The 20,948-nt window shown below is 65.4% G+C and carries 20 protein-coding genes; 16 read left to right on the top strand and 4 right to left on the bottom strand.

Going from position 1 to position 20,948, the window contains the following annotated elements; translation table 11 throughout:
* Positions 1-62: 62 nt before the first annotated feature.
* Positions 63-1,244, bottom strand: coding sequence for an acetyl-CoA C-acyltransferase (locus RM190_RS09940; protein ID WP_311759272.1), 1,182 nt, complete (start codon positions 1,242-1,244; stop codon positions 63-65).
* A gap of 20 nt (positions 1,245-1,264) precedes the next feature.
* Positions 1,265-2,032 (bottom strand): SDR family NAD(P)-dependent oxidoreductase, encoded by a 768-nt coding sequence (locus tag RM190_RS09935; protein WP_311759271.1) that lies wholly within the window; start codon positions 2,030-2,032, stop codon positions 1,265-1,267.
* 240 nt (positions 2,033-2,272) lie between these two features.
* On the opposite strand from RM190_RS09935, the gene mprF reads away from it, so the two are divergent.
* Positions 2,273-4,909, top strand: coding sequence for a bifunctional lysylphosphatidylglycerol flippase/synthetase MprF (mprF, locus tag RM190_RS09930; RefSeq protein ID WP_311759270.1), 2,637 nt, complete (start codon positions 2,273-2,275; stop codon positions 4,907-4,909).
* On the opposite strand, the gene RM190_RS09925 is transcribed toward mprF, so the two are convergent.
* Complete coding sequence (locus tag RM190_RS09925; RefSeq protein ID WP_311759269.1) at positions 4,906-5,907, bottom strand: LacI family DNA-binding transcriptional regulator; 1,002 nt, start codon at positions 5,905-5,907, stop codon at positions 4,906-4,908. The two genes, mprF and RM190_RS09925, sit on opposite strands and share 4 nt — an antisense overlap.
* 104 nt (positions 5,908-6,011) lie before the next feature.
* Between RM190_RS09925 and RM190_RS09920 the strand changes: the two genes are divergently transcribed.
* The 10 genes from RM190_RS09920 (at position 6,012) to RM190_RS09875 (ending at position 16,430) form a co-directional block, all read left to right on the top strand.
* On the top strand, positions 6,012-7,064 hold the full coding sequence (locus tag RM190_RS09920) for a sugar phosphate isomerase/epimerase family protein (protein WP_311759268.1): 1,053 nt from the start codon (positions 6,012-6,014) through the stop codon (positions 7,062-7,064).
* Complete coding sequence (locus RM190_RS09915; RefSeq protein WP_311759267.1) at positions 7,061-8,161, top strand: Gfo/Idh/MocA family protein; 1,101 nt, start codon at positions 7,061-7,063, stop codon at positions 8,159-8,161. The genes RM190_RS09920 and RM190_RS09915 overlap by 4 nt, the downstream gene beginning before the upstream one ends.
* Positions 8,158-9,642, top strand: a complete 1,485-nt coding sequence (locus RM190_RS09910; protein ID WP_311759266.1) for a sugar ABC transporter ATP-binding protein — start codon at positions 8,158-8,160, stop codon at positions 9,640-9,642. Before RM190_RS09915 ends, RM190_RS09910 begins: the two co-directional genes overlap by 4 nt.
* The gene (locus tag RM190_RS09905; protein ID WP_311759265.1) at positions 9,639-10,610 is read left to right on the top strand and encodes an ABC transporter permease; all 972 of its coding nucleotides are present in this window, start codon (positions 9,639-9,641) and stop codon (positions 10,608-10,610) included. Before RM190_RS09910 ends, RM190_RS09905 begins: the two co-directional genes overlap by 4 nt.
* 14 nt (positions 10,611-10,624) lie before the next feature.
* Complete coding sequence (locus RM190_RS09900; RefSeq protein WP_311759264.1) at positions 10,625-11,587, top strand: ABC transporter substrate-binding protein; 963 nt, start codon at positions 10,625-10,627, stop codon at positions 11,585-11,587.
* A gap of 216 nt (positions 11,588-11,803) precedes the next feature.
* Positions 11,804-12,628: a phosphonate ABC transporter ATP-binding protein gene (phnC, locus tag RM190_RS09895; protein ID WP_311759263.1), complete on the top strand. Its 825-nt coding sequence runs from the start codon at positions 11,804-11,806 to the stop codon at positions 12,626-12,628.
* A gap of 21 nt (positions 12,629-12,649) precedes the next feature.
* Positions 12,650-13,564 (top strand): phosphonate ABC transporter substrate-binding protein, encoded by a 915-nt coding sequence (gene phnD / locus RM190_RS09890; protein ID WP_311759262.1) that lies wholly within the window; start codon positions 12,650-12,652, stop codon positions 13,562-13,564.
* Between the two features lie 66 nt (positions 13,565-13,630).
* Positions 13,631-14,497: a phosphonate ABC transporter, permease protein PhnE gene (phnE, locus tag RM190_RS09885; protein ID WP_311759261.1), complete on the top strand. Its 867-nt coding sequence runs from the start codon at positions 13,631-13,633 to the stop codon at positions 14,495-14,497.
* Complete coding sequence (gene phnE / locus RM190_RS09880) at positions 14,497-15,807, top strand: phosphonate ABC transporter, permease protein PhnE (RefSeq protein ID WP_311759260.1); 1,311 nt, start codon at positions 14,497-14,499, stop codon at positions 15,805-15,807. The genes phnE (RM190_RS09885) and phnE (RM190_RS09880) overlap by 1 nt, the downstream gene beginning before the upstream one ends.
* A 2-nt stretch (positions 15,808-15,809) precedes the next feature.
* Positions 15,810-16,430 (top strand): chloramphenicol acetyltransferase, encoded by a 621-nt coding sequence (locus RM190_RS09875; RefSeq protein ID WP_311759259.1) that lies wholly within the window; start codon positions 15,810-15,812, stop codon positions 16,428-16,430.
* On the opposite strand, the gene phnF is transcribed toward RM190_RS09875, so the two are convergent.
* Complete coding sequence (gene phnF / locus RM190_RS09870; RefSeq protein WP_311759258.1) at positions 16,415-17,119, bottom strand: phosphonate metabolism transcriptional regulator PhnF; 705 nt, start codon at positions 17,117-17,119, stop codon at positions 16,415-16,417. The genes RM190_RS09875 and phnF overlap by 16 nt on opposite strands.
* Positions 17,120-17,210: 91 nt before the next feature.
* Here phnF and phnG point away from each other — a divergent pair, with 91 nt between their 5' ends.
* Genes phnG through phnK form a run of 5 tightly spaced genes read left to right on the top strand, consistent with a single transcriptional unit; the run spans position 17,211 to position 20,944 of the window.
* Positions 17,211-17,651, top strand: a complete 441-nt coding sequence (gene phnG, locus RM190_RS09865; RefSeq protein ID WP_311759257.1) for a phosphonate C-P lyase system protein PhnG — start codon at positions 17,211-17,213, stop codon at positions 17,649-17,651.
* Positions 17,648-18,217 carry a phosphonate C-P lyase system protein PhnH gene (gene phnH, locus RM190_RS09860; protein WP_311759256.1) on the top strand — a complete coding sequence of 190 codons (570 nt, stop codon included), beginning with the start codon at positions 17,648-17,650 and terminating at the stop codon, positions 18,215-18,217. The genes phnG and phnH overlap by 4 nt, the downstream gene beginning before the upstream one ends.
* Positions 18,217-19,293, top strand: a complete 1,077-nt coding sequence (locus RM190_RS09855) for a carbon-phosphorus lyase complex subunit PhnI (RefSeq protein ID WP_311759255.1) — start codon at positions 18,217-18,219, stop codon at positions 19,291-19,293. The genes phnH and RM190_RS09855 overlap by 1 nt, the downstream gene beginning before the upstream one ends.
* On the top strand, positions 19,290-20,123 hold the full coding sequence (locus tag RM190_RS09850; RefSeq protein WP_311759254.1) for an alpha-D-ribose 1-methylphosphonate 5-phosphate C-P-lyase PhnJ: 834 nt from the start codon (positions 19,290-19,292) through the stop codon (positions 20,121-20,123). The genes RM190_RS09855 and RM190_RS09850 overlap by 4 nt, the downstream gene beginning before the upstream one ends.
* A complete protein-coding gene (gene phnK, locus RM190_RS09845) occupies positions 20,120-20,944 on the top strand; it encodes a phosphonate C-P lyase system protein PhnK (RefSeq protein ID WP_390908220.1) in 825 nt (274 codons plus the stop codon). Before RM190_RS09850 ends, phnK begins: the two co-directional genes overlap by 4 nt.
* Positions 20,945-20,948 lie beyond the last annotated feature (4 nt).

The raw sequence follows: 20,948 nt of genomic DNA, 5'->3' as shown, positions 1-20,948 counted from the left end.
GGAACCACAAACAGATGTTCGCGCCATGTTCCATGTGGGCGGGAAAGCCCGCCCTGCGCGCCCTAGTCCATCCGTTCAAGGGCGATGGCGGTCGCCTCTCCTCCGCCAATGCAAAGCGAGGCAACGCCACGGCGCAGCCCACGATGCTCCAGCGCCGCCAGCAGCGTCACCATCACCCGCGCTCCCGACGCGCCGATCGGATGCCCCAGGGCGCAGGCGCCCCCATCGACATTAACGACGTCATGGGACAGGCCCAGGTCTCGCATCGCCGCCATGGCGACGACGGCAAAGGCCTCGTTCACCTCGAACAGGTCGATATCGGTCAGGGCCAGGCCGGTGCGTTCCATCAGGCGGCGGATCGCGCCCACCGGCGCGGTCGGAAACAGGCTGGGCTTGTCGGCATGGGTCGCATGACCAAGGATGCGCGCCAGCGGCCTCAGCCCGCGCCTTTCCGCCTCGGACGCGCGCATCAGGACCAGCGCGGCGGCACCGTCCGAGATCGAGGAGCTGTTCGCCGCGGTCACGGTCCCGCCCTCGCGGAAGGCGGGCCGCAGTGTCGGGATCTTCTCCGGCCGCGCCTTGCCGGGCTGTTCGTCGGTATCGACAACCGCCGTGCCCGCGCGGGACGCAAGATGAACCGGCACGATTTCGGCCGCGAGGCGTCCCCCGGCAATGGCCCGCTGCGCGCGCGAAAGCGAGGCGATGGCATAGGCATCCTGCGCCTCGCGCGTGAACTGATAGGCTTCGGCGCAATCCTCGGCAAAGGTGCCCATCAGGCGGCCCTTGTCATAGGCATCCTCAAGCCCGTCCAGGAACATGTGGTCGATGACCTGCCCGTGACCCATGCGATAGCCGCCCCGCGCCTTCGGCAGCAGATAGGGGGCATTCGTCATGCTTTCCATGCCGCCCGCGACGACGATCCCGGCCGAACCGGCAACGATCAGGTCATGGGCCAGCATCGCGGCCTTCATGCCCGAGCCGCACATCTTGTTGACGGTCGTCGCCCCCGCGCCCAGCGGCAACCCGGCCCGGATCGCCGCCTGTCGCGCCGGGGCCTGCCCCTGCCCCGCGGGCAGGACACAGCCCATGATGATTTCCTGCACGGCCTCTGGCGCAAGCCCCGCGCGGTCAAGCGCGCCGGCGATCGCGGTCGCGCCAAGGGTCGGGGAATCCGCCCCCGCAAGTTCGCCCTGAAAGGCGCCCATCGCGGTCCGGGCGCTGCCGATGATGACGATCGGGTCCATGTCCGTCCTTCCGTCCCGTCCTATTTCGGGGCCATGCGAAGCGCGCCGTCCAGACGGATCACCTCGCCATTCAGCATCTGGTTCTCGACGATGTGGCGCACCAGCGCGGCATATTCCGCAGGCTGGCCAAGCCGAGGCGGGAAAGGCACGTTCGCGCCAAGGCTGTCCTGCACCTCTTGCGGCAGGCCCGCCATCATCGGCGTGGCGAAAATGCCGGGGGCAATGGTCATGACCCGGATCCCGTGTCGGGCCAATTCTCGCGCGGCGGGCAAGGTCAGGGCGGCGACACCCCCCTTGGACGCGGCATAGGCCGCCTGCCCGATCTGTCCATCAAAGGCCGCGACCGAGGCCGTGTTGACGATCACGCCCCGCTCCCCGCCCTCATCCGGATCGTTCAGGGTCATCGCGGCGGCGGCAAGGCGCAGGATGTTGAAGGTGCCGATCAGGTTGATGCCGATGGCCCGCGCGAAACTGTCCAGCGCATGCGGGCCGTCGCGACCGACAATGCGTTCACCGGGGGCGATACCGGCGCAATTGACCGCGACGTCGATCCGCCCGAAGGCGCGGACGGCATCTGCGATCGCCACCTCTCCCCCGGCTGCGTCGGTGACATCGGCACGAAAGAACTGCGCCGAAGACCCAAGCTCGGCGACCATCGCCGCGCCCGCATCGGCATTCACGTCCAGGATCGCGACTCTGGCCCCGCCAGCCGCGGCCATGCGCGCGACAGCGGCCCCAAGGCCTGATCCCGCGCCGGAAATCACGAACACCCGGCCTTCGATCTGCATGTTCCCCCCTTGGCCTTCCCCATGCCATTCGGCACCACAGTAGTGCCGGGTCTTGCGATGACAACGAATTTCGCGCACGTCCCGGCGGTGGGCACAGGTGGGCAATCTCGCGGCAGGTGACGCGAGGCTGCATCTTTCGCACGGCCTCACGCTGCACTATGCAGCATCAAAGTCCCGCCGACCTGGGCCGTCAGGCCCGGCGAATCCGATTGTGCACGATCTTAGGTGAGCAGTTTCTTGATGCGAACTGGGCCATCCCAGACCGACGACGACCTTGCGCCGCCCGCTTTGTGGCGGCAATTCCTGCCCTATGTCGCGGCTTTCCTGCTGTTCGGGGCGGGGCTTTACGCGTTGAACAAGCTGCTGGCACCCGTCGACATCCGCGAGGTCGCCGCCCAGATTCGCGGCACGCCCTGGCATGTGACCGGTCTCGCCCTGATGACGACCGTCGCGGGCTATCTGTTCCTTGCGGCCTATGACTGGTCGGCGCTGCGCCATATCGGCAAGCCATTGCCTTTGCCCGTCGCGATGACCGGGGGCCTGATGGCTTATGCCTTCGGCAATACCATCGGACTTTCGGCGATTTCCGGCGCCGCCGTGCGCTGGCGCGTCTATTCGGGGCTTGGGCTGGACGGCTATGACATCGCCGCGATCTCGACCTTTACCGCGGCCTCCTTCGGCATCGCGGCTTCGCTGATCGGATTTTCGGCGCTGGCGATCCACCCGTCGGCGCTGGGTCCGATCCTGCCCTTGCCCGAGCCGACCATTCGCCTGCTGGCCATCGCTGCCGTCTGCGCGGTGGCCGCGCCCCTGCTGTGGGCGGCGATCACGCGGCGGGAATTGCGGCTGGGCCGCTTTGTCCTGCACGCGCCCAGCCTGCCGGTGCTGGGTGCGCAGCTTGTCATCTGCATGGGCGACATCGTCTTTTCCGCCCTGACGCTATATATCCTGCTGCCCGATGCCGGGGTCAGCTTCCCGACCTTCCTCGCGGTCTTTGCCGCGGCGCTGATGGCGGGCGTCGTCAGCCACGTTCCGGGCGGGGTCGGGGTTTTTGAAAGCGTCATCATCGCCGCGATGCCCAATGGCGTCCCGATCGACAACGTGGCCGCTGCGCTGCTGCTGTACCGGCTGATCTATTATCTCTTCCCCTTCGCGCTCGCCCTGATCCTGCTTGCGGTCTACGAAGGGTGGCGGCTTCTGGGCCGCAGCCATCCGCGCACCGGGCTGGGTCGCGCCCTGACCGCCATCGAGCCGGCGCTGCGGGCCATGTCCCCGCTGGCACCGCTGCTGCTGGCGGTGATGGTTTTCGGTTCCGGCCTGTGGATGAGCGTCTCGGCCCTGCTGCCCCCGATGACCGAGACCTCGGAATTCGCGGAATCGATCTTTCCGCTGGCCTTCCTCGAAGGGTCGATCCTGCTGACCAGCGCGCTTGGCGCCGGCCTGATCGTGCTGTCGCTGGGCGTCGTCCGCCGCAGCCTGGGGGCGTTCTGGCTGACGGTGGCGGCGATGCTGATCGGCGCCGTCTTCGCGCTGATCGAGGGGGTCGAACTGCAGCAGGCCTCGGCGCTGGTCGTCGGCGTCCTGATCCTCATGCCCTTCCGCCGCGCGTTCCATCGCCGCTCGTTGCTGACCCATTCCGCGCTGACGCCGGGCTGGATCGCACTGATGGTCGCGGCCATCGCGGGCTTCGGTTTTGTGCTGTTCTTCGCGCATAAGGAAACCCCGTATTCCAACGAATTGTGGTGGCAGTTCGCAACCGATGAACGCGCGCCGCGCGCCCTGCGTTCGGCCCTGCTGGGCGGGCTGACCGTGGGGCTGGGCGCGCTTTTCCTGCTGCTGCGCATCCCGCGCTTTCGCCCGATGCCACCCGATGCGCGCGCGCTGGCCGCAGCCGGCCACATCGCGATGGAGGGGGTCAATCCCGATGCGGGTTTCGTGCTGACGGGCGACAAGGCGATCATGTTCTCGGACAATGGCGCGGCCTTTTTGATGTTCGGGGTCGCGGGATCATCCTGGCTTGCCTATGGGCCCCCGGTCGGAGAGGAAGAGGCCTGCGAGGAAGTCGCCTACAGTTTTGTCGACGCGGCGCGGCGCGCGGGCGCCCGCCCCATCTTCTACGAGGTCGGGCCGGCCGATGTGCCGCTGATGCTGGACCTGGGGATGACGCTCCACAAGATGGGCGAGGAGGCGGTCGTCGACCTGCGCAATTTCGACCTGTCCGGTCCGGATCGCAAACGCCTGCGCACCACCTATGCCCGTGCAGGGCGCGACGGTTTGACCCTGGATCTAAGCGCGCCACCCCATGACCCGGCCCTGATCGCGCAGTTGCGCGGGATTTCTGACGAATGGCTTTCGGCCAAGAAGTCCCGTGAAAAGGGCTATTCGATCGGCCGCTTCGACCCCGAATGGCTGGAGCACTGGACGCTTGCGCTGGTGCGCGTCAATGGCGAGATCGTGGCCTTCGGAAATGTCATGACCACCGACCGGCACGAGGTCGCGACGATCGATCTGATGCGCCACTGCAGCGATGCCCCTGCCGGTACGATGGAGTTCATGTTCATCGCGCTGATGCTTGCGTTGAAGCAGCAGGGCTATGGCGCCTTCTCGTTGGGGCTTGCACCGCTGTCGGGGCTGGACCCCAACCGCTCGCGCCGGGTCTGGGACCGCTTCGGGTCGCTGATCTTCCGGCACGGCGGCAGCTTCTATCGGTTCGAAGGCCTGCGCGCCTTCAAGGACAAGTTCGATCCGATCTGGACGCCGCATTATCTTGCGACGCCGACATCGTTGCCGCCGCTGCTTCCACTGGCTGACGCGGCACGCCTGATCGCCCGCCAGCCCGGCACCGGCAGCGCCATTCGCGAACCGGACGAGGCTTAGGCCGGGGCCGTCGTCTCGCGCAGCATCAGCCGGGGCTCAAGCAGGGTCATCGGCGGCACGTCGCGCCCTTCGATCCGCTCAAGGATGATGCGCGCCGCCTGCCGCCCGATCTCACGCTTGGGTTGGCGGATCGTGGTCAGCGCCGGGCTGAGATGCGAGACAAGCTCGATATCGTCGAAGCCGACCACCGAGACATCGCGCGGCACGCTGAACCCGTGCCGTTGCAGCGTCGCGACGAAGGCGCAAGCCATCTCGTCCGAAAACGCAAAGATCGCGCCCGGACGCTCTGCAGGCGGCAAGGCTTGCCACTGCATGGCCGCGGCATGGCCCGCCTGAAGCGTGAAGTCGCCGGAAAACACGGTCAGCCGGACATCCGGGGCGGCGGCACCCGCGCCCGCAAGCCGGGCCTTGTGCAGGACATTCTCCTCGGGGCCGCCGATCAGGCCAACATGGCGGTGACCCAGATCCCGCAGGTGCCGGACGGCCATCCGGCCACCTTCGTGATTGTCGAACATGACACGGGGCAGATCCGCATCCTCGATCCATTCGCAGGCGGTCACGACGGGGGGGATCTCAATTCCGCCAAGCAGGTCTTCCGCGGGTACAAGCCCGTCCAGCAGGATGATCCCGTCCGCCCGCGACGGGTCCAGGAAACGCTGCAACGCAATATGCCGCCCCTGCCCGTCCATCGTATCGGCAACCAGAAGGTCATATCCCGCCGAAGCCAGTTCCCGCCCCATGCCGTCAAGGATCTTGGCGAAGAACGGGTTCCCAAGGTTCGGGACCAGCGCCACCACGCTGCCCGTGCGCTGCTTGCGCAGGTTTCGCGCGGCATGGTTCACGCGGTAGCCGCTGGCCTCGACCGCCTCAATCACTGCGGACCGGGTCGCCTCGGCCACCAGTCCGGGGTTGGACAGAACACGACTGACCGTCGAGGCCGAGACCCCTGCCAGCCGCGCCACATCTGCCAGTTTAATACGGGGAGGGAGTTTCTCCATCCCCGCACGATAGGGTAGCGCAGCCCCTTGCCGCAAGAGAGCAAAGAAATTCTTGCAATCGATTTCAGGCCAGTGCAGCCTGAGGATGCGGAGAGAGGAACACCATGCGGACAATCAAGGGACCTGCGCTGTTTCTGGCGCAGTTCATCGGGGACGGCGCGCCCTTCGACAGCTGGCAGGGCATCACCCGCTGGGCCGCCGATTGCGGCTATGCGGGCGTGCAGGTTCCAACGAACGATCCGCGGATCCTGGATCTGGACCGCGCGGTCGAATCGCAGGACTACCGGGACGAATTTCTGGGGATTGCCGCCGCCAGCGGGATCGAGGTGACAGAGCTTTCGACCCATCTTCAGGGCCAGCTTGTCGCCGTGCACCCGGCTTACGATACGGGCTTCGACGCCTTCGCGCCCGCGCCGCTGCGCGGCAATCCCAAGGCGCGGCAGGAATGGGCGGTCGAGCAGGTCGGCAAGGCCATTCGCGCCAGCCGACTTCTGGGCCTGAATGCGATGGCGACCTTTTCGGGCGCGCTGGCCTGGCCCTATCTTTATCCCTGGCCGCAGCGCGCGCCGGGACTGGTTGAAGCCGCCTTCGACACGCTGGCGGACCGCTGGCGGCCCCTGCTGGACCTGGCCGAGGATCAAGGCGTCGACATCTGCTATGAGATCCACCCCGGTGAGGATCTGCATGACGGCGTCACCTTCGAGATGTTCCTGGACCGGGTGGGCGGTCATGCGCGTGCCAACATGCTGTATGACCCGTCGCATTATGTCCTGCAGCAGCTGGACTACCTGCAGAATATCGACATCTATCACGACCGCATCCGCATGTTCCATGTCAAGGATGCCGAGTTCCGGCCGAACGGACGGCAAGGCGTCTATGGCGGGTATCAATCTTGGGTCGATCGTGCCGGGCGCTTCCGCAGCCTTGGCGACGGTCAGGTTGATTTCGGCGCGGTATTCTCGAAGCTGACGCAATACGGCTTTGACGGCTGGGCGGTCGTCGAATGGGAATGCGCGTTGAAACACCCCGAGGACGGGGCCCGCGAAGGCGCGCGCTTTGTGCGGGACCACATCATCCGCGTCACGCCCCATGCCTTCGACGATTTTGCCGCCAGCGCCATCGATCGTGGCGCAATCGAAAGGGCGCTTGGACTATGAAGACGACTCCAATCCGGCTGGGCATGGTTGGGGGCGGCAGCGGCGCCTTCATCGGCGCGATCCACCGCATCGCGGCCCGCATGGACGGGGGCTTCCAGCTGGTCGCGGGCGCGCTGAGTAGCGATCCCGCCCGTGCTGCGGCCAGCGCGGCGGAGCTGGGTCTGCGCAGCTATGACGACTTCCACCAGATGGCCCAGGCCGAGTCCGCACGTGAAGACGGGATTCAGGCCGTCGCCATCGTGACCCCGAACCACATGCATGCGGCCCCTGCCGTTGCCTTCCTGAACGCGGGCATCCATGTCATCTGCGACAAACCTCTTGCCGCGACGGCCGAACAGGCGGGCCAGATCGCGGCGGCTGCGGCGAGCAGCAAGGCCGATTTCTTCCTGACCCACAACTATTCCGCCCTGCCGATGGTGCGAGAGGCGCGGGCGCTGGTCGCCGAGGGCGCTCTTGGCGCGATCCGCATGGTTCAGGCCGAGTATCTTCAGGGCTGGCTGTCCGAAGAAGCCCATAGCAAGCAGGCGGACTGGCGCACCGATCCCGCCCGCGCCGGGGCCGGTGCTTTGGGTGACATCGGCACCCATGCCTGGCAACTGGCGCAATTCGTCACGGGCCAGACCCCAAGTCATCTGTCTGCCGACCTGTCCAGCATGGTGCCGGGGCGACCCATCGACGACGATGCACGGATTGCATTGCGCTATTCTTCGGGCGCCAAGGGCGGGATCTGGGCCAGCCAGGTCGCCGTAGGCCAGGAAAACGGCCTGTCCTTGCGGGTTTTCGGTGAAAAAGGGGCGCTGGAATGGCGTCTTCAGGACAGCGAGCGGCTGATCCTGTCACCCAAGGACGCACCCGCCCAGATCCTGACCCGTGCGCAGGATCGCTCGGCTTCGTTCCGCACACCGCCTGGGCATCCCGAAGGCTATCTGGAGGGGTTTGCGAACCTCTATGACGACATCGCCGCCATCATCCGCGGGGACAGTTCGCGCCGCGACCGGGTGCCGGGGCTGGCCGCCGGGCTGTCGGGCATGGCCCTCATCGCGGCTGCGCAGGCCTCGTCCGCGCATGACGGCGCCTGGGTCGAGGTCGCGACATGACCGTGCTGGCCCTGCGCAACGTCTCGAAAAGCTTCGGACCGATCCAGGTCCTGCATGGGGTCGATCTGGCGCTTGAGCCGGGCGAGGTCCATGCCCTGATCGGCGAGAATGGCGCAGGCAAGTCGACCATCATGAAGATCCTTGGGGGATTCCTGGACCCGACCGGCGGAGAGGTCGTCCTGGACGGCTCGCCGCGCCGTTTCGTCAGCGGGCCGGATGCCGAAGCCGCGGGGATCGTTGTCATCCATCAGGAATTCAACCTTGCCCCGGACCTCAGCGTCGCGGCCAACGTGTTTCTGGGCCGCGAACCCGGCGGCTGGCGGCTTGATCACAGCGCCATGTGGGCCCAGACTGCCAGCCTGCTGGAGCGCCTGCACAGCCCCATCGACCCGGATGCCCTGATCCGCGACCTTTCGGTCCCTGACCGCCAGATGGTCGAAATCGCGAAGGCGCTGTCCCGCAATGCGCGCGTCCTGATCATGGACGAACCCAGCGCCGTCCTGACCCATCGCGAGGTCGGGGCGCTATACGAACAGATCGACCGGCTGCGCGCCAGTGGCGTCGCTGTGCTTTACTGCTCGCACCGGCTGGAAGAGGTCGACCACCTTGCCGACCGCATCACCGTCCTGCGGGACGGCCGCGTCGTGCGGCAGGCCCTGCGGGGCGAGCTGGATGAACACGGCATGGCCGCGGCGATGGTCGGGCGCGAGTTGCAGGACTTCTATCCGCCCAAGGGCCGCGCGATCGGTGAAGCCGCGCTGGAGGTTCGGGGCCTGACCGTTCCGGGCGAGGTTCACGACGCCAGCCTGACCCTGCACAAGGGCGAAGTGTTGGGCATCGCCGGTCTGGTCGGATCGGGCCGAACCGAACTGGCCGAAGGACTGGTCGGCCTGCGCCCGGCCCGGGCCGAGATCCGCATCGCGGGCAAGGCCACGCACATCGGCAGCCTGCGGGATGCCTTCGCCGCCGGACTGGCTTACCTGACCGAGGATCGCAAGGAAGCCGGCCTGCTGCTGGAGAAGGGCCTGACCGAAAACCTGACGCTGGCGGTGCTGGAACGCTTTGGCGGCTGGCGGCTGGACAAGCCAGCCGAGGAAGCCGCTTTCGAACAGGCGCGTCAGGATTTCGACATCCGCGCCCCGCGCCGGGACATCGTGGCAGGCAAGCTGTCGGGCGGCAACCAGCAAAAGCTGCTGCTGGCCAAGACCATGCTGCCCGACCCCAGCATCATCATCATCGACGAACCGACCCGCGGCATCGATGTGGGGACCAAGCGACAGATCTATGCCTTCATCCGCAAGCTGGCGGATGAAGGCCGCAGCATCATCGTCATCAGCAGCGAGATGACCGAGGTGATCGGCCTGTCCGATCGCGTTCTCGTCATGCGCGAAGGACGGATCGCGGGCGAGTTGTCCGGCGCTGCCATGACCGAGGAAAACATCGTGCGCCTTGCAATGGGCGTCACCAGCGAGGCCGCATGAAACGCCTGAACCTGCATACGCTTGGCCCCATCGTCGCGCTGGTCGCACTGATCGTGCTGGGCGCGATGCTGAACTCGTCCTTTCTGGCGCCAGCGAACATCACCAACGTGCTGGCGCGCTCGGCCTTCATCGGAATGATCGCCGTGGGCATGACCTTCGTGATCACGGCGGGCGGACTGGACCTGTCCGTCGGTTCGATGGCCGCTTTCCTGGCCGGAATCGCGATCATCGCCATGAATGCCGCACTGCCCGCACTGGGGGCGAACTGGGGCACGATCCTGCTGGGCATGGGGGTTGCCCTACTGGGTGGGGTTGCCGCGGGCTATCTGAATGGCGCGCTTGTCACCAAGGCCCGGATCGAGCCCTTCATCGTCACTCTGGGGACGATGGGCATCTTCCGTTCGCTGGTGACCTGGCTGGCGGATGGCGGCACGCTGAGCCTGCAATCCGGCCTGCGCACATTGTATCGCCCGGTCTATTACGGGGGCCTTGGCTGGATCACCTGGCCGATCATCACCTTTGCCATCGTCGCCATCGTGGGTGAGTGGATGATGCGGAATTCCCGCTTCGGCCGCCATGTCGAGGCCATCGGCTCGAACGAACGCGTGGCGCGCTATTCCGCCATCGACGTGAACCGGGTGAAGCTGATGACCTATGTCCTGCTTGGACTTTTGGTCGGGCTGGCGGTCGTGCTTTACGTGCCGCGTCTTGGTTCCGCTTCTGGCTCCACCGGGGTGCTGTGGGAGCTTGAGGCGATCGCCGCGGTCATCATCGGCGGCACCGCGTTGAAAGGCGGCACCGGACGGGTCTGGGGCACCGTGGTCGGCGTGCTGATCCTGTCATTGATCGACAATATCCTGAATTTGGCCGATCTGGTCAGCCCCTATCTGAACGGGGCGATCCAGGGCGTCATCATCGTTCTTGCTGTCGTCTTGCAGCGGGAGAAAAGCACCGCCGACGAGCGGTAAGGGGAGGAGAGGAAATGAAACGCAGAAACCTGATGAAGGGCGCGGTCCTTGCCGCGACCCTCGGCATGACGGCAGGGGCGGCCACCGCGCAGGAGGCGGAAAAGAAGATCATCGGCGTCTCGATCCCGTCGGCGACGCACGGCTTCATGGGCGGGCTGAACTGGCACGCGCAGGACACCATCGCACGGCTGGGCAAGGCATATCCCAATCTCGAATTCGTTCTTGCGACGGCGGGCGATGCCGCCAAGCAGGTAAACGATATCGAGGACATGATGGCGACCCGGAATATCGACGGGCTTGTGGTCCTGCCCTTCGAATCCGAACCCCTGACCGCGCCGGTCAAGGCAGTGAAGGATGCGGGTAAATTCGTCACTGTCGTCGACCGCGGACTTAGCGAGGAAGGGATCGAGGATCTTTACGTCGCGGGCGACAATACCGCCTTCGGCCGCGTTGCGGGCGAGTATTTCAAGGCCAATCTGAAACCCGGTTCCAAGATCGTTGTGCTGCGCGGCATCCCGACGACCCTGGACAATGAACGGGTCGAGGCCTTCCAGAAGGCGCTTGAGGGCTCGGATGTCGAAATTCTCGACATGCAGCACGGCAACTGGAACCGCGACGACGCATTCGCGGTGATGCAGGATTACCTGTCGAAATACCCCAAGATCGACGCGGTCTGGGCGGCGGATGACGACATGGCGATCGGCGTCCTTGAAGCGATTTCCGCCGCGAACCGCAATGACGAGATGTGGGTCATCGGCGGCGCCGGGATGAAAGAGATCGTCAAGCGCATCATGGACGGCGACAAGCAGCTGCCCGTGAACGTCACCTATCCGCCGGCGCTGATCTCCTCCGCGATCGAGATGACGGCACTGCATTTCGTCTCGAACGCGCCGATGACGGGACGCTTCATCATCGGTTCGCAGCTGATCACGCCCGAGAACGCCAAGCAATTCTATTACCCCGACAGCCCGTTCTAAGGGGATCTTCGCGCCAAGGGCGGCGCATGCCAGCGATCAGACCGCGCCGGGGAGCATTCCCGCGGCGCGGTTTTTCGTTCTGCATCCGCAACTTGCACAGATCCAGATCGAAATCTGCGACGCCAACGAAAGCTTCACAAACTGTCGCATTAACCGTCAAGAGAACGTCACCTTCCGCCGTCATTTCTGCGCCCAGATTTGAAGGCAGGGGCCAGCATGCGTATCGAGGCAGAGCAGATCACCCGGATTTTCGGCCCGGCCAAGGCGGTGGATGCGGCCAGCTTCGTCATCGACCGGCCGATGGTCCTTGGGATCATCGGCAGTTCTGGTGCCGGGAAATCCACGCTGCTGCGCATGGTGAACCGCCTGACGGATGCCAGCGCGGGACGGCTGCTGGTCGACGGGCGCGACGTGTTGGCCTTGACCGGGCGCGACAAGCGCGCCTGGCAGGCCGATTGCGCGATGATCTTCCAGCAGTTCAACCTGGTGCCGCGCCTCGAAGTGGCATCCAACGTGCTGCACGGCCTGCTGAACAAGCGCGGCCTGCTGCCGACGCTGTTCAACGTCTGGTCGCGCGAGGATGTCGACCGCGCGGTCCATATCCTTGACCGGCTGGGTATCGCCGAACAGGCGACCAAACGGGCCGAGGCGCTGTCTGGCGGCCAGCAACAGCGCACGGCCATTGCCCGCGCGCTGATGCAGGATCCGCGCATCATCCTGGCCGATGAGCCGATCGCCAGCCTGGACCCGATGAACGCCCAGATCGTGATGGATGCTTTGCGCCGGATCCACGAAGAAGATGGGCGCACCGTCATCGCGAACCTGCATACGCTGGATACCGCGCGACGCTATTGCGACCGCGTGATCGGGATGCGCAAGGGGCGCATCGTCTTTGACGGCACCCCCGAACAACTGACCACCGGCGTTGCCCGCGACATCTATGGCGCAGGGGCCGGGTTCAGCGAAGCCACCACCTCGACCGCTATTGAAATCCCCGCCCCTGCCGATCGCGCCTATGCGGACCGGCTGCTGGCGGATTGATCCCCGACCCTGGAGAGAACCATGACCAAGACCCTCAGCCTTCTGGTGCTGTCGACCGCACTGGCCCTGCCCCAGCTTGCCGCCGCGCAAGAGATCAAGGAATTCCGCATCGGTGTCCTGGGCGGCGAGAACGCCCAGGAGCGCATGACCAACAATGAATGCCTGCGCAAGCACACCGAGGAGCTGCTTGGCGTTCCGGTCCGCATCTTCACCCCCGCCGATTATGACGGCGTGATCCAGGGCCTGCTGGGCGGGACGCTGGATGCGGCGATCCTTGGCGCCTCGGGCTATGCCAAGGCCTATCTGACCGATCCCGAGGCGGTCGAGCCGGTGCTGGTCAAGACGAACCTTGACGGGGCCTCGGACTATTTTTCGGTTGGCTTTGCCCGCAAGGACAGCGGCATCCGCTCGATGGACGATCTGAAGGGCAAGGTGCTGGGCTTCGGCGACCCGAACTCGACCTCCGGCTATCTGATCCCCGCCGTCGAGATGCCCGCCGCGGGCTATTCGATGGAGCCGGGCCAGTTCTTCAAGGACGTGAAGTTCACGGGCGGGCATGAACAGACCATCGTCGCCGTCAACAATGGCGACGTCGATGCCGGCGTGACCTGGGCCGACGGGCTGGGCAACTGGGAAGACGGCTACAATTCGGGCGCACTGCGCAAGGCCGTGGACGCGGGCATCGTCGACATGAACGACATGGTGGAAATCTGGCGCTCGAAGCCGATCCCCGAAGGCCCGCTGGTCGTCCGCAAGGCCCTGCCCGCCGAGACCAAGGCCAAGTTCACCGAAATGATGGCGAACATGATCAACACCGACAAGGAATGCACCTACGGCGTAGCGGGCGGAGAAACCGCGGGCTTCTCGCCGGTGAAGCACGACAACTATCTGAGCATCATCGAGGCCCGGAAGCTGGAAGAAGCCAAGGGCAGCTGATTTTCGCTGCCGCTCCTGTGCGCGGGCCCCCCGGCCCGCGCCATTTCATTTTCCGACGAGGCCGACATGACCGCCGACCGTATCGCTGCCACCTATCACGCGCAGCTCGCGCGCAGGCGCGCCTATGGCACCGTCCTTTGGGCAATCTTCGCGGCGCTTCTGGTCGCCGGGTTCGACATGGCGAACCGCCGCAATGCCGGCGGCTTCCTGCAGGGGTTGCCAAGTGTCCTTGACTATCCCGACGCGCTGATCTCGGAGGCGTGGCAAAAGGCGGGTGCGTTGCCCGGCCACATGTGGCGGGCACTGCCTTCGCTGGTCGAGACACTGAACATCGCCGCCGCATCGACCCTGCTGGGCGCGATCGGGGGCGGGATCATGGCGCTGTTGGCGACGCCGGGACTGGCGCCCTGGCCGCGGCTGGTGCCGCTGTTCCGCCGCCTGCTGGACATCGCCCGGGCCATTCCGGAACTGGTCATCGCGCTGGTCCTGATCTTTGTCCTGGGCGGCGGACCGGTGCCCGCGGTCATCGCGATCTCGTTCCATACGGTCGGCGCGCTTGGCAAGTTGTTTTCTGAAGTGGCCGAGAATGCCAGCCTGAAGCCGGTCGAAGGGCTTGAATCCGTGGGCGCAAGCTGGCCACAGCGCATCTGGTTCGGGGTAATCCCACAGGTCGCGCCGAACTGGGCCAGCTACATGATGCTGCGCTTTGAAATCAACATCCGCGCCAGCGCCATCCTGGGCTTCGTCGGCGCGGGCGGCATCGGTTATGAGCTGCGCAACGCCATCAGCTGGGGCCAGGGCCGCTATGACGCCGCGATGGCGATCTTCCTGATGCTGTTCGTGACCATCGTGCTGTTCGATCAGCTGACCTCGGTCGCGCGCAACCGTCTGGTGCGCGGTCAAGAGCATGGCGAAAAGGGAGGGCGCATTTGATGACCGTCACCACCACAAATCATCCCGTCCACGCGATGATGTCGCGCAAGCGCATGATCTCGCTGGGGCTGCCAGTCGTCGTCCTGGCCTATCTGGTCTATGTCGCGGTCGCCTTTGACCTGGGCGGGTTGGCGGGACGGGCGCGGCTGGACAATGGCGCGCTGCTGATGCGGGACTTCTGGTCCTACAAGATCCATGTCACCCGCGACAATCGCAGCGGCGAGATTTCCAGCGCGATCGAGGGGATGCGGAACGCCACATTCTCGGCCGGGAACCGCCCGGATTGGATTTCGGGGAACCAGAACTTCGCGCGGGTCGAGCTGCCACAGGGCCATGTGGTCGATTTCGCCCCGGACGGACTGGTGACGCTTATCACACCCGACGGACGCTATCGCATCCGCCCGACCGGATCCGGCATCCAGACGGATTTCACCGACGCGCCACCGAATTTCAGCGTTTCGGACAATCGCTTCAGTGCCGATCTGCCCGAAGGCGCACGCCTGACGGTCACCCGGGCCCGGTCCGAGGTGTTTCGCCGCCACGCCGGGTGGGAACTTTTCTTCTTTGATCTTTCCAGCCCGTTTTACGGCAAGTCCTGGGCGGAGCTGGCTGCCTTGGCGGTCAGTGGCGACCGCGTGGATCCCGAACACTCGAACCTTGCCGGGATGGGGCGCGATTTCTGGAACAACGGCATCTGGCACCATGGCGACGTGGCATGGGCCATCTTCGAAACCATCCTGATGGCCTTTCTGGGTACGTTCGGCGCGGGGTTGGTGGCCTTGCCGCTGGCGTTCATGGCGGCATCGAACTTCGCGCCGCTCGTGCTGATGCGGCAGGCGGCGCGGCGCTTCTTCGACCTGCTTCGCGGCGTCGACGCCCTGATCTGGACTATCATCCTGTCGCGCGCCTTCGGTCCGGGGCCGCTGACCGGCAGCCTTGCGATCCTGCTGACCGAGACCGGAACCTTCGGCAAGCTGTTCTCGGAAGCGCTGGAGAATATCGACGAAAAGCCGGTCGAGGGTCTGCGTTCAACCGGGGCGGGGCCAGTCCAGCGCATCCGATGGGCGGTAATGCCGCAGGTTTCACCGGTGATCTTGTCACAACTGCTTTACTACTTCGAATCGAACACGCGCAGCGCGACCGTGATCGGGGCGATCACTGGCGGCGGGATCGGTCTATTGCTGATGCAGGCGATGCAGACCCAGAAGGACTGGGAACATGTCGCCTATTACATTCTGCTGATCGTCGTGATGGTCATGGCGATGGACTGGCTGTCCGGCCGCCTGCGCGCGCGCCTGATCCGAGGTTGACCATGCCGAAACTTTCCCCCGACCAACCGCTGCTGCATCCGGGCGCGGAATGCGCAAACTCGACCTTTGGCCGCTATTGCGAGGTCGGGGACGATGCCCGCGTGCTGAATTCCGAGTTCGGGGATTACAGCTATTGCGAGCGGCTTTGCGACATCGCCAATACCACCATCGGCAAGTTCGCCAACATCGCTGCCATGGTCCGGATCGGGCCGACCGATCACCCGATGACAACGGCAAGCCTGCATCACTTCCTGTACCGCTCGGAATATTATTGGGACGATGCTGAACCCGATCCGGACTTCTTCGCCGCGCGTTCGGCGCGCCGCACGGTAATCGGGCATGACACATGGATTGGGCATGGAGCGATCATCAAGCCCGAAGTGACGATCGGGCATGGTGCCATCGTCGCTGCGGGTGCGGTCGTGACCAAGGACGTGCCCGACTGGACGATTGTCGCGGGCTGTCCCGCGCGACCGCTAAGACGGCGCTTCGCCCCGGATATCGCGCGGCGGCTGGAACAATTGGCGTGGTGGGATTGGGATCATGCCCGTCTGCGCCAAGCCCTGCCCGATTTCCGCAGCCTGTCCGCAGAAAAGTTTCTGGAGCGCTACACCTCGGGATGAGGCAGGGTCAGGGTCACGCGCTCGGCCGCCCACCAGGTCAAGGCGCGTTCAACCATCCGGTCCTGCCAACGGCTCAGCCCTTCGGTCCGCAAAAGCGCGTCGCCTGGCTCGATCTGAAGCTTTGCAGCCTGCACGGCATCGGCGATCCGCGCGGTGATCCGGGTCGACAGGCGTTGATAATCCTCGACCCCGGATGCGGCCAGGGCGCGGGTCACGGATTCTTCGCGCCGCAGCATCACGGGCAGGTCCGGCAGCAGGTCGGCGGGATAGATCGAGCGGAACAGCGCGACCGGCTTGAAATCCACCAGCGAGACGCCTTCGCAGACATGGACCAGCGCACCGGGCTCCAACCTCAGCGCCGCAGCCTCGGCATCGCCGCTGGGACGGGTCACGACCGTATCGATGATGCGGCCCGGCACCTTGCCGGACAGTGCGATGTTGCGGTGAAACCGCACGCGTTCGCTCAGCGGATAGTCGACGGGACTGGCCGCGACAAAGACACCTGCGCCGCGCCGCGAGTAAAGCAGCCCTTCATCGGCAAGCACGCGCGTCGCATGCCGCACCGTGTGTCGATTGACCCCAAAGCGCGCGGCCAGATCGCTTTCCGGCGGCAGACGGGTACCGGGGGGCCATTTTCCCCGCGCGATCTCTCCGCGCAACTGATCCGCGATGCTTTGCCACAAACTCATGCCGTCACCAAAATTTCATGCTTTCCGGGTTGTCGCCCGCTCACGATCACTCTACAAGAAGTCTAGTTGTATAGACAACCGGTGAAATGAGATGTCCGAGATTTCCGTCCCCGAGGATCGGCGCGAGGCATTGGGCCTGCTCGCCCGCGCCCCCGCCGCGCGTCTGGTCCAACTGCTGCCGGACCTGCCCCCGCATGAAACGCTGCGCGCGCCCGAAATCGGCACCGTCATGGTCCGGGGACGCGCTGGCGGAACCGGCAGCGCCTTCAACCTGGGCGAGATTACCGTGACACGGGCAAGTATCCGGCTGGGCTCGGGCCACGTTGGCCACGGCTATGTCCAAGGACGGGACAAGGGTCATGCCCTGCGTGCAGCGGCGATCGACGCCCTTGGCCAGGCAGAACCCCGCGCAACCCAGTCGATCCTCGAAACCCTGCGGTGCGAAGAGCAGCAGCGCCGCGCGCAAACTGCGGCCGAGGCTGCGGCGACGCGCGTCGAATTCTTCACCCTTGTTCGCGGAGAGGACGAATGAACGCCCCCCTGCCCCGGCTTTCCGGTGGGTTTGCCGAACCCTCGCGTGACAGTGCCCACGGGTTTCGCGCCATCCTGAACGCAATGGCTCGCCCCGGAACAATGCTTGACCTTCAGGCCGGACACGGGCCTGCGCCGATCTCGGCCGCAGCGGCGACGGTGCTGCTGGTGCTGTGCGACCGCACGACTCCGCTGCATCTGGCCGCGTCCCACGATACTCCCGAACTGCGCGACTGGATCGCCTTTCACTGCGCGGCGCCGCTGGTCGCGGCAGAAGAGGCGCAATTCGCGCTTGGCGACTGGCCCTCGCTGCAGCCAGTCGCCCGGTTCCAGATCGGGACGGCTGAATATCCGGACCGCGCCGCGACCTTGATCGTCGATCACCATGACTTCCAAGGCCCCCAGTCGAACTTGCGAGGGCCCGGCATCCGCGACACGGCCGGACTGGCCCTGCCCGATCCGCGGGCCTTCGCCCGCAACCATGCGTGTTTCCCCTTGGGATGGGACGCCATCCTGACCTCAGGCAACCGGGTCGCCGCCCTGCCCCGCTCAACGGAGGTCTTCTGATGTATGTCGCCGTCAAAGGAGGCGAGCGGGCCATCGACGCCGCCCATGACTGGCTGGGCCGCGCGCATCGTGGCCCCCAGGAACAGCCCGCGATGGACACCGCGCAGATCCGCGATCAGATGGCACTGGCCGTGGCGCGGGTGATGGCCGAAGGATCGCTTTACGATCCAGACCTGGCCGCATTGGCGATCAAGCAGGCACATGGCGACCTGATCGAGGCGATTTTCCTGATCCGCGCCTATCGCACCACGCTGCCCCGTCTGGGGGCATCTGAGCCCGTCGATACCGCGCAGATGCGGGTGAAGCGCCGGGTTTCCGCGACCTTCAAGGATATCCCCGGCGGGCAGATCCTGGGTCCGACCTTTGACTATACACACCGGCTTCTGGATTTTCGGCTTGCCGCGGACGGGGAGTTGCCCGTCGGACCCGCAGCCAGTGATACAGGCGCCGCACTGAACGCTCCGCATGTGCTGGGCTTCCTGAACCGCGACGGCCTGATCGAGGATGCCGAGGATGACGGAGCCGCGCCGCCCGACCTGACCCGTGAACCGATGGAGCTGCCCGCCGACCGCGCCTTGCGCCTGCAGGCTCTGGCGCGCGGAGACGAAGGTTTCCTGCTGGGAATGGCCTATTCGACCCAACGCGGATATGCCCGCAATCACGCCTTCGTGGGCGAGCTTCGCATCGGCATGGTCCCGGTCGAACTGGAGATCCCCGAGCTTGGCTTCGCGATCGAGATCGCCGAGATCGAACTGACGGAATGCGAGACGGTGAACCAGTTCAAGGGCTCGAAATCCGAACCCGCGCAATTCACCCGCGGCTATGGCCTGACATTTGGCCAGACCGAGCGCAAGGCGCTGAGCATGGCCCTTGTCGACCGTGCGCTGCGCTGGGACGAATTGGGAGAGGACAATCAGGGCGCACCGGCGCAGGATCAGGAGTTCGTCCTGTCCCATTGCGACAATATCCAGGCGACCGGGTTCCTGGAACATATCAAGCTGCCGCATTACGTCGATTTCCAGGCCGAGCTGGAACTGGTCCGACGCCTGCGCGCCGGAACGGAGGACGCGGCATGAGCGAGTACAACTTCGCCTATCTGGACGAGGACACCAAGCGCATGATCCGCCGCGCCATCCTGAAGGGGATCGCGGTGCCCGGCTATCAGGTACCTTTCGCCAGTCGCGAGATGCCGATGCCCTATGGTTGGGGAACGGGCGGGGTCCAGGTCACGGCCGCGACTCTGATCCCCGAGGATGTGCTGAAAGTGATCGACCAAGGTGCCGACGACACCACCAACGCGGTCAGCATCCGCAAGTTTTTCCAGCGCACTGCCGGGGTCGCGGTGACCGAGCGGACGACCGATGCGACGATCATCCAGACCCGGCACAGAATCCCTGAAATGCCCCTGACCGAGAACCAGATCCTAGTCTATCAGGTGCCGATCCCGGAACCGATGCGCTTTCTGGAGCCGCGCGAGACCGAGACGCGACGCATCCACGCGCTGGCGGATTACGGGTTGATGCAGGTCCGTCTTTACGAAGACATCGCGCGCCATGGCGAGATCGCCACCTCCTATGCGTATCCCGTCGAGGTTGCGGGGCGCTATGTCATGGACCCCTCGCCCATCCCGAAGTTCGACAACCCGAAACTGGACGACTGTCCGGCGATCCAACTGTTCGGCGCGGGGCGCGAACAGCGGATCTATGCGCTGCCGCCCCATACGCGGGTGCACAGCCTGGATTTCGACGATTATCCCTTTGTCGCGTCGAAGGCGGAACATGCCTGCGCCATCTGCGGATCAGAGGCGAGCTATCTGGACGAAGTGATTACGGATGACAGCGGCGGGCGGATGTTCGTCTGCTCGGACACGGATTACTGCGCCCAGCGTGCAGAAGGGGGTGCATGATGACGCAACTGGCAGTCGCCGACATGACGCAAGCACAAGCGTACACTGCGCCCAGACCGCTGCTTTCCGTGAGCAATGTCGGCAAGCGCTATGGTACGCGGATCGGTTGCACCGGGGTCAGCTTCGACCTTTGGCCGGGCGAAGTTCTGGGCATCGTCGGGGAAAGCGGTTCGGGCAAGTCGACCCTTCTGGGCTGCCTGTCCGGACAATTGCGACCCGATGCTGGCGAGGTTCTGTTCGACACGCGCGATCAGGGACCGCAGGACACGCTGAACATGTCCGAGGCAGAACGGCGCCATCTTGGCCGAACGGATTGGGCCTTTGTTCACCAGAACCCGCGCGACGGACTGCGGCCCGGCGTCAGCGCGGGCGGCAATGTCGGCGAAAGGCTGATGGCCAACGGCGCGCGCCATTATGGCGACATTCGAGCACGCGCGCAGGATTGGCTGGCCCGGGTCGAGATTGATCCCACTCGCATCGACGACCGGCCCGGCCAGTTCTCTGGCGGGATGCAGCAGCGGTTGCAGATCGCGCGCAACCTGGTGTCGGGTCCACGGCTGGTCTTCATGGATGAGCCGACCGGGGGGCTGGATGTCAGCGTACAAGCCCGGCTTCTGGACCTGCTTCGCGGACTGGTGCGCGACATCGGCTTGTCCGTGGTGCTGGTCACCCATGACCTTGCCGTCGTGCGTCTTCTGGCCGACCGGCTGATGGTCATGAAGGGCGGCCACGTCATCGAAAGCGGTCTGACCGACCAGGTGCTGGACGATCCCCAGCACGAATACACCCAACTTCTCGTCTCTTCCGTCCTGCAGGTGTGACCCC

The sequence above is a fragment of the Paracoccus broussonetiae genome, assembly GCF_031854425.1.
In the GTDB taxonomy this organism is placed as follows: domain Bacteria; phylum Pseudomonadota; class Alphaproteobacteria; order Rhodobacterales; family Rhodobacteraceae; genus Paracoccus; species Paracoccus broussonetiae.
Note: the sequence above shows the minus strand (reverse complement) of the source record. Positions and strands in the feature narration are given on the sequence as shown.

Bases quoted from the DNA above. Each gene is read 5' to 3' on its own strand.
- RM190_RS09940 (WP_311759272.1), bottom strand. From the start codon at position 1,244: ATGGACCCGATCGTCATCATCGGCAGCGCCCGGACCGCGATGGGCGCC.
- RM190_RS09935 (WP_311759271.1), bottom strand. From the start codon at position 2,032: ATGCAGATCGAAGGCCGGGTGTTCGTGATTTCCGGCGCGGGATCAGGC.
- mprF (WP_311759270.1), top strand. From the start codon at position 2,273: ATGCGAACTGGGCCATCCCAGACCGACGACGACCTTGCGCCGCCCGCT.
- RM190_RS09925 (WP_311759269.1), bottom strand. From the start codon at position 5,907: ATGGAGAAACTCCCTCCCCGTATTAAACTGGCAGATGTGGCGCGGCTG.
- RM190_RS09920 (WP_311759268.1), top strand. From the start codon at position 6,012: ATGCGGACAATCAAGGGACCTGCGCTGTTTCTGGCGCAGTTCATCGGG.
- RM190_RS09915 (WP_311759267.1), top strand. From the start codon at position 7,061: ATGAAGACGACTCCAATCCGGCTGGGCATGGTTGGGGGCGGCAGCGGC.
- RM190_RS09910 (WP_311759266.1), top strand. From the start codon at position 8,158: ATGACCGTGCTGGCCCTGCGCAACGTCTCGAAAAGCTTCGGACCGATC.
- RM190_RS09905 (WP_311759265.1), top strand. From the start codon at position 9,639: ATGAAACGCCTGAACCTGCATACGCTTGGCCCCATCGTCGCGCTGGTC.
- RM190_RS09900 (WP_311759264.1), top strand. From the start codon at position 10,625: ATGAAACGCAGAAACCTGATGAAGGGCGCGGTCCTTGCCGCGACCCTC.
- phnC (WP_311759263.1), top strand. From the start codon at position 11,804: ATGCGTATCGAGGCAGAGCAGATCACCCGGATTTTCGGCCCGGCCAAG.
- phnD (WP_311759262.1), top strand. From the start codon at position 12,650: ATGACCAAGACCCTCAGCCTTCTGGTGCTGTCGACCGCACTGGCCCTG.
- phnE (WP_311759261.1), top strand. From the start codon at position 13,631: ATGACCGCCGACCGTATCGCTGCCACCTATCACGCGCAGCTCGCGCGC.
- phnE (WP_311759260.1), top strand. From the start codon at position 14,497: ATGACCGTCACCACCACAAATCATCCCGTCCACGCGATGATGTCGCGC.
- RM190_RS09875 (WP_311759259.1), top strand. From the start codon at position 15,810: ATGCCGAAACTTTCCCCCGACCAACCGCTGCTGCATCCGGGCGCGGAA.
- phnF (WP_311759258.1), bottom strand. From the start codon at position 17,119: ATGAGTTTGTGGCAAAGCATCGCGGATCAGTTGCGCGGAGAGATCGCG.
- phnG (WP_311759257.1), top strand. From the start codon at position 17,211: ATGTCCGAGATTTCCGTCCCCGAGGATCGGCGCGAGGCATTGGGCCTG.
- phnH (WP_311759256.1), top strand. From the start codon at position 17,648: ATGAACGCCCCCCTGCCCCGGCTTTCCGGTGGGTTTGCCGAACCCTCG.
- RM190_RS09855 (WP_311759255.1), top strand. From the start codon at position 18,217: ATGTATGTCGCCGTCAAAGGAGGCGAGCGGGCCATCGACGCCGCCCAT.
- RM190_RS09850 (WP_311759254.1), top strand. From the start codon at position 19,290: ATGAGCGAGTACAACTTCGCCTATCTGGACGAGGACACCAAGCGCATG.
- phnK (WP_390908220.1), top strand. From the start codon at position 20,120: ATGATGACGCAACTGGCAGTCGCCGACATGACGCAAGCACAAGCGTAC.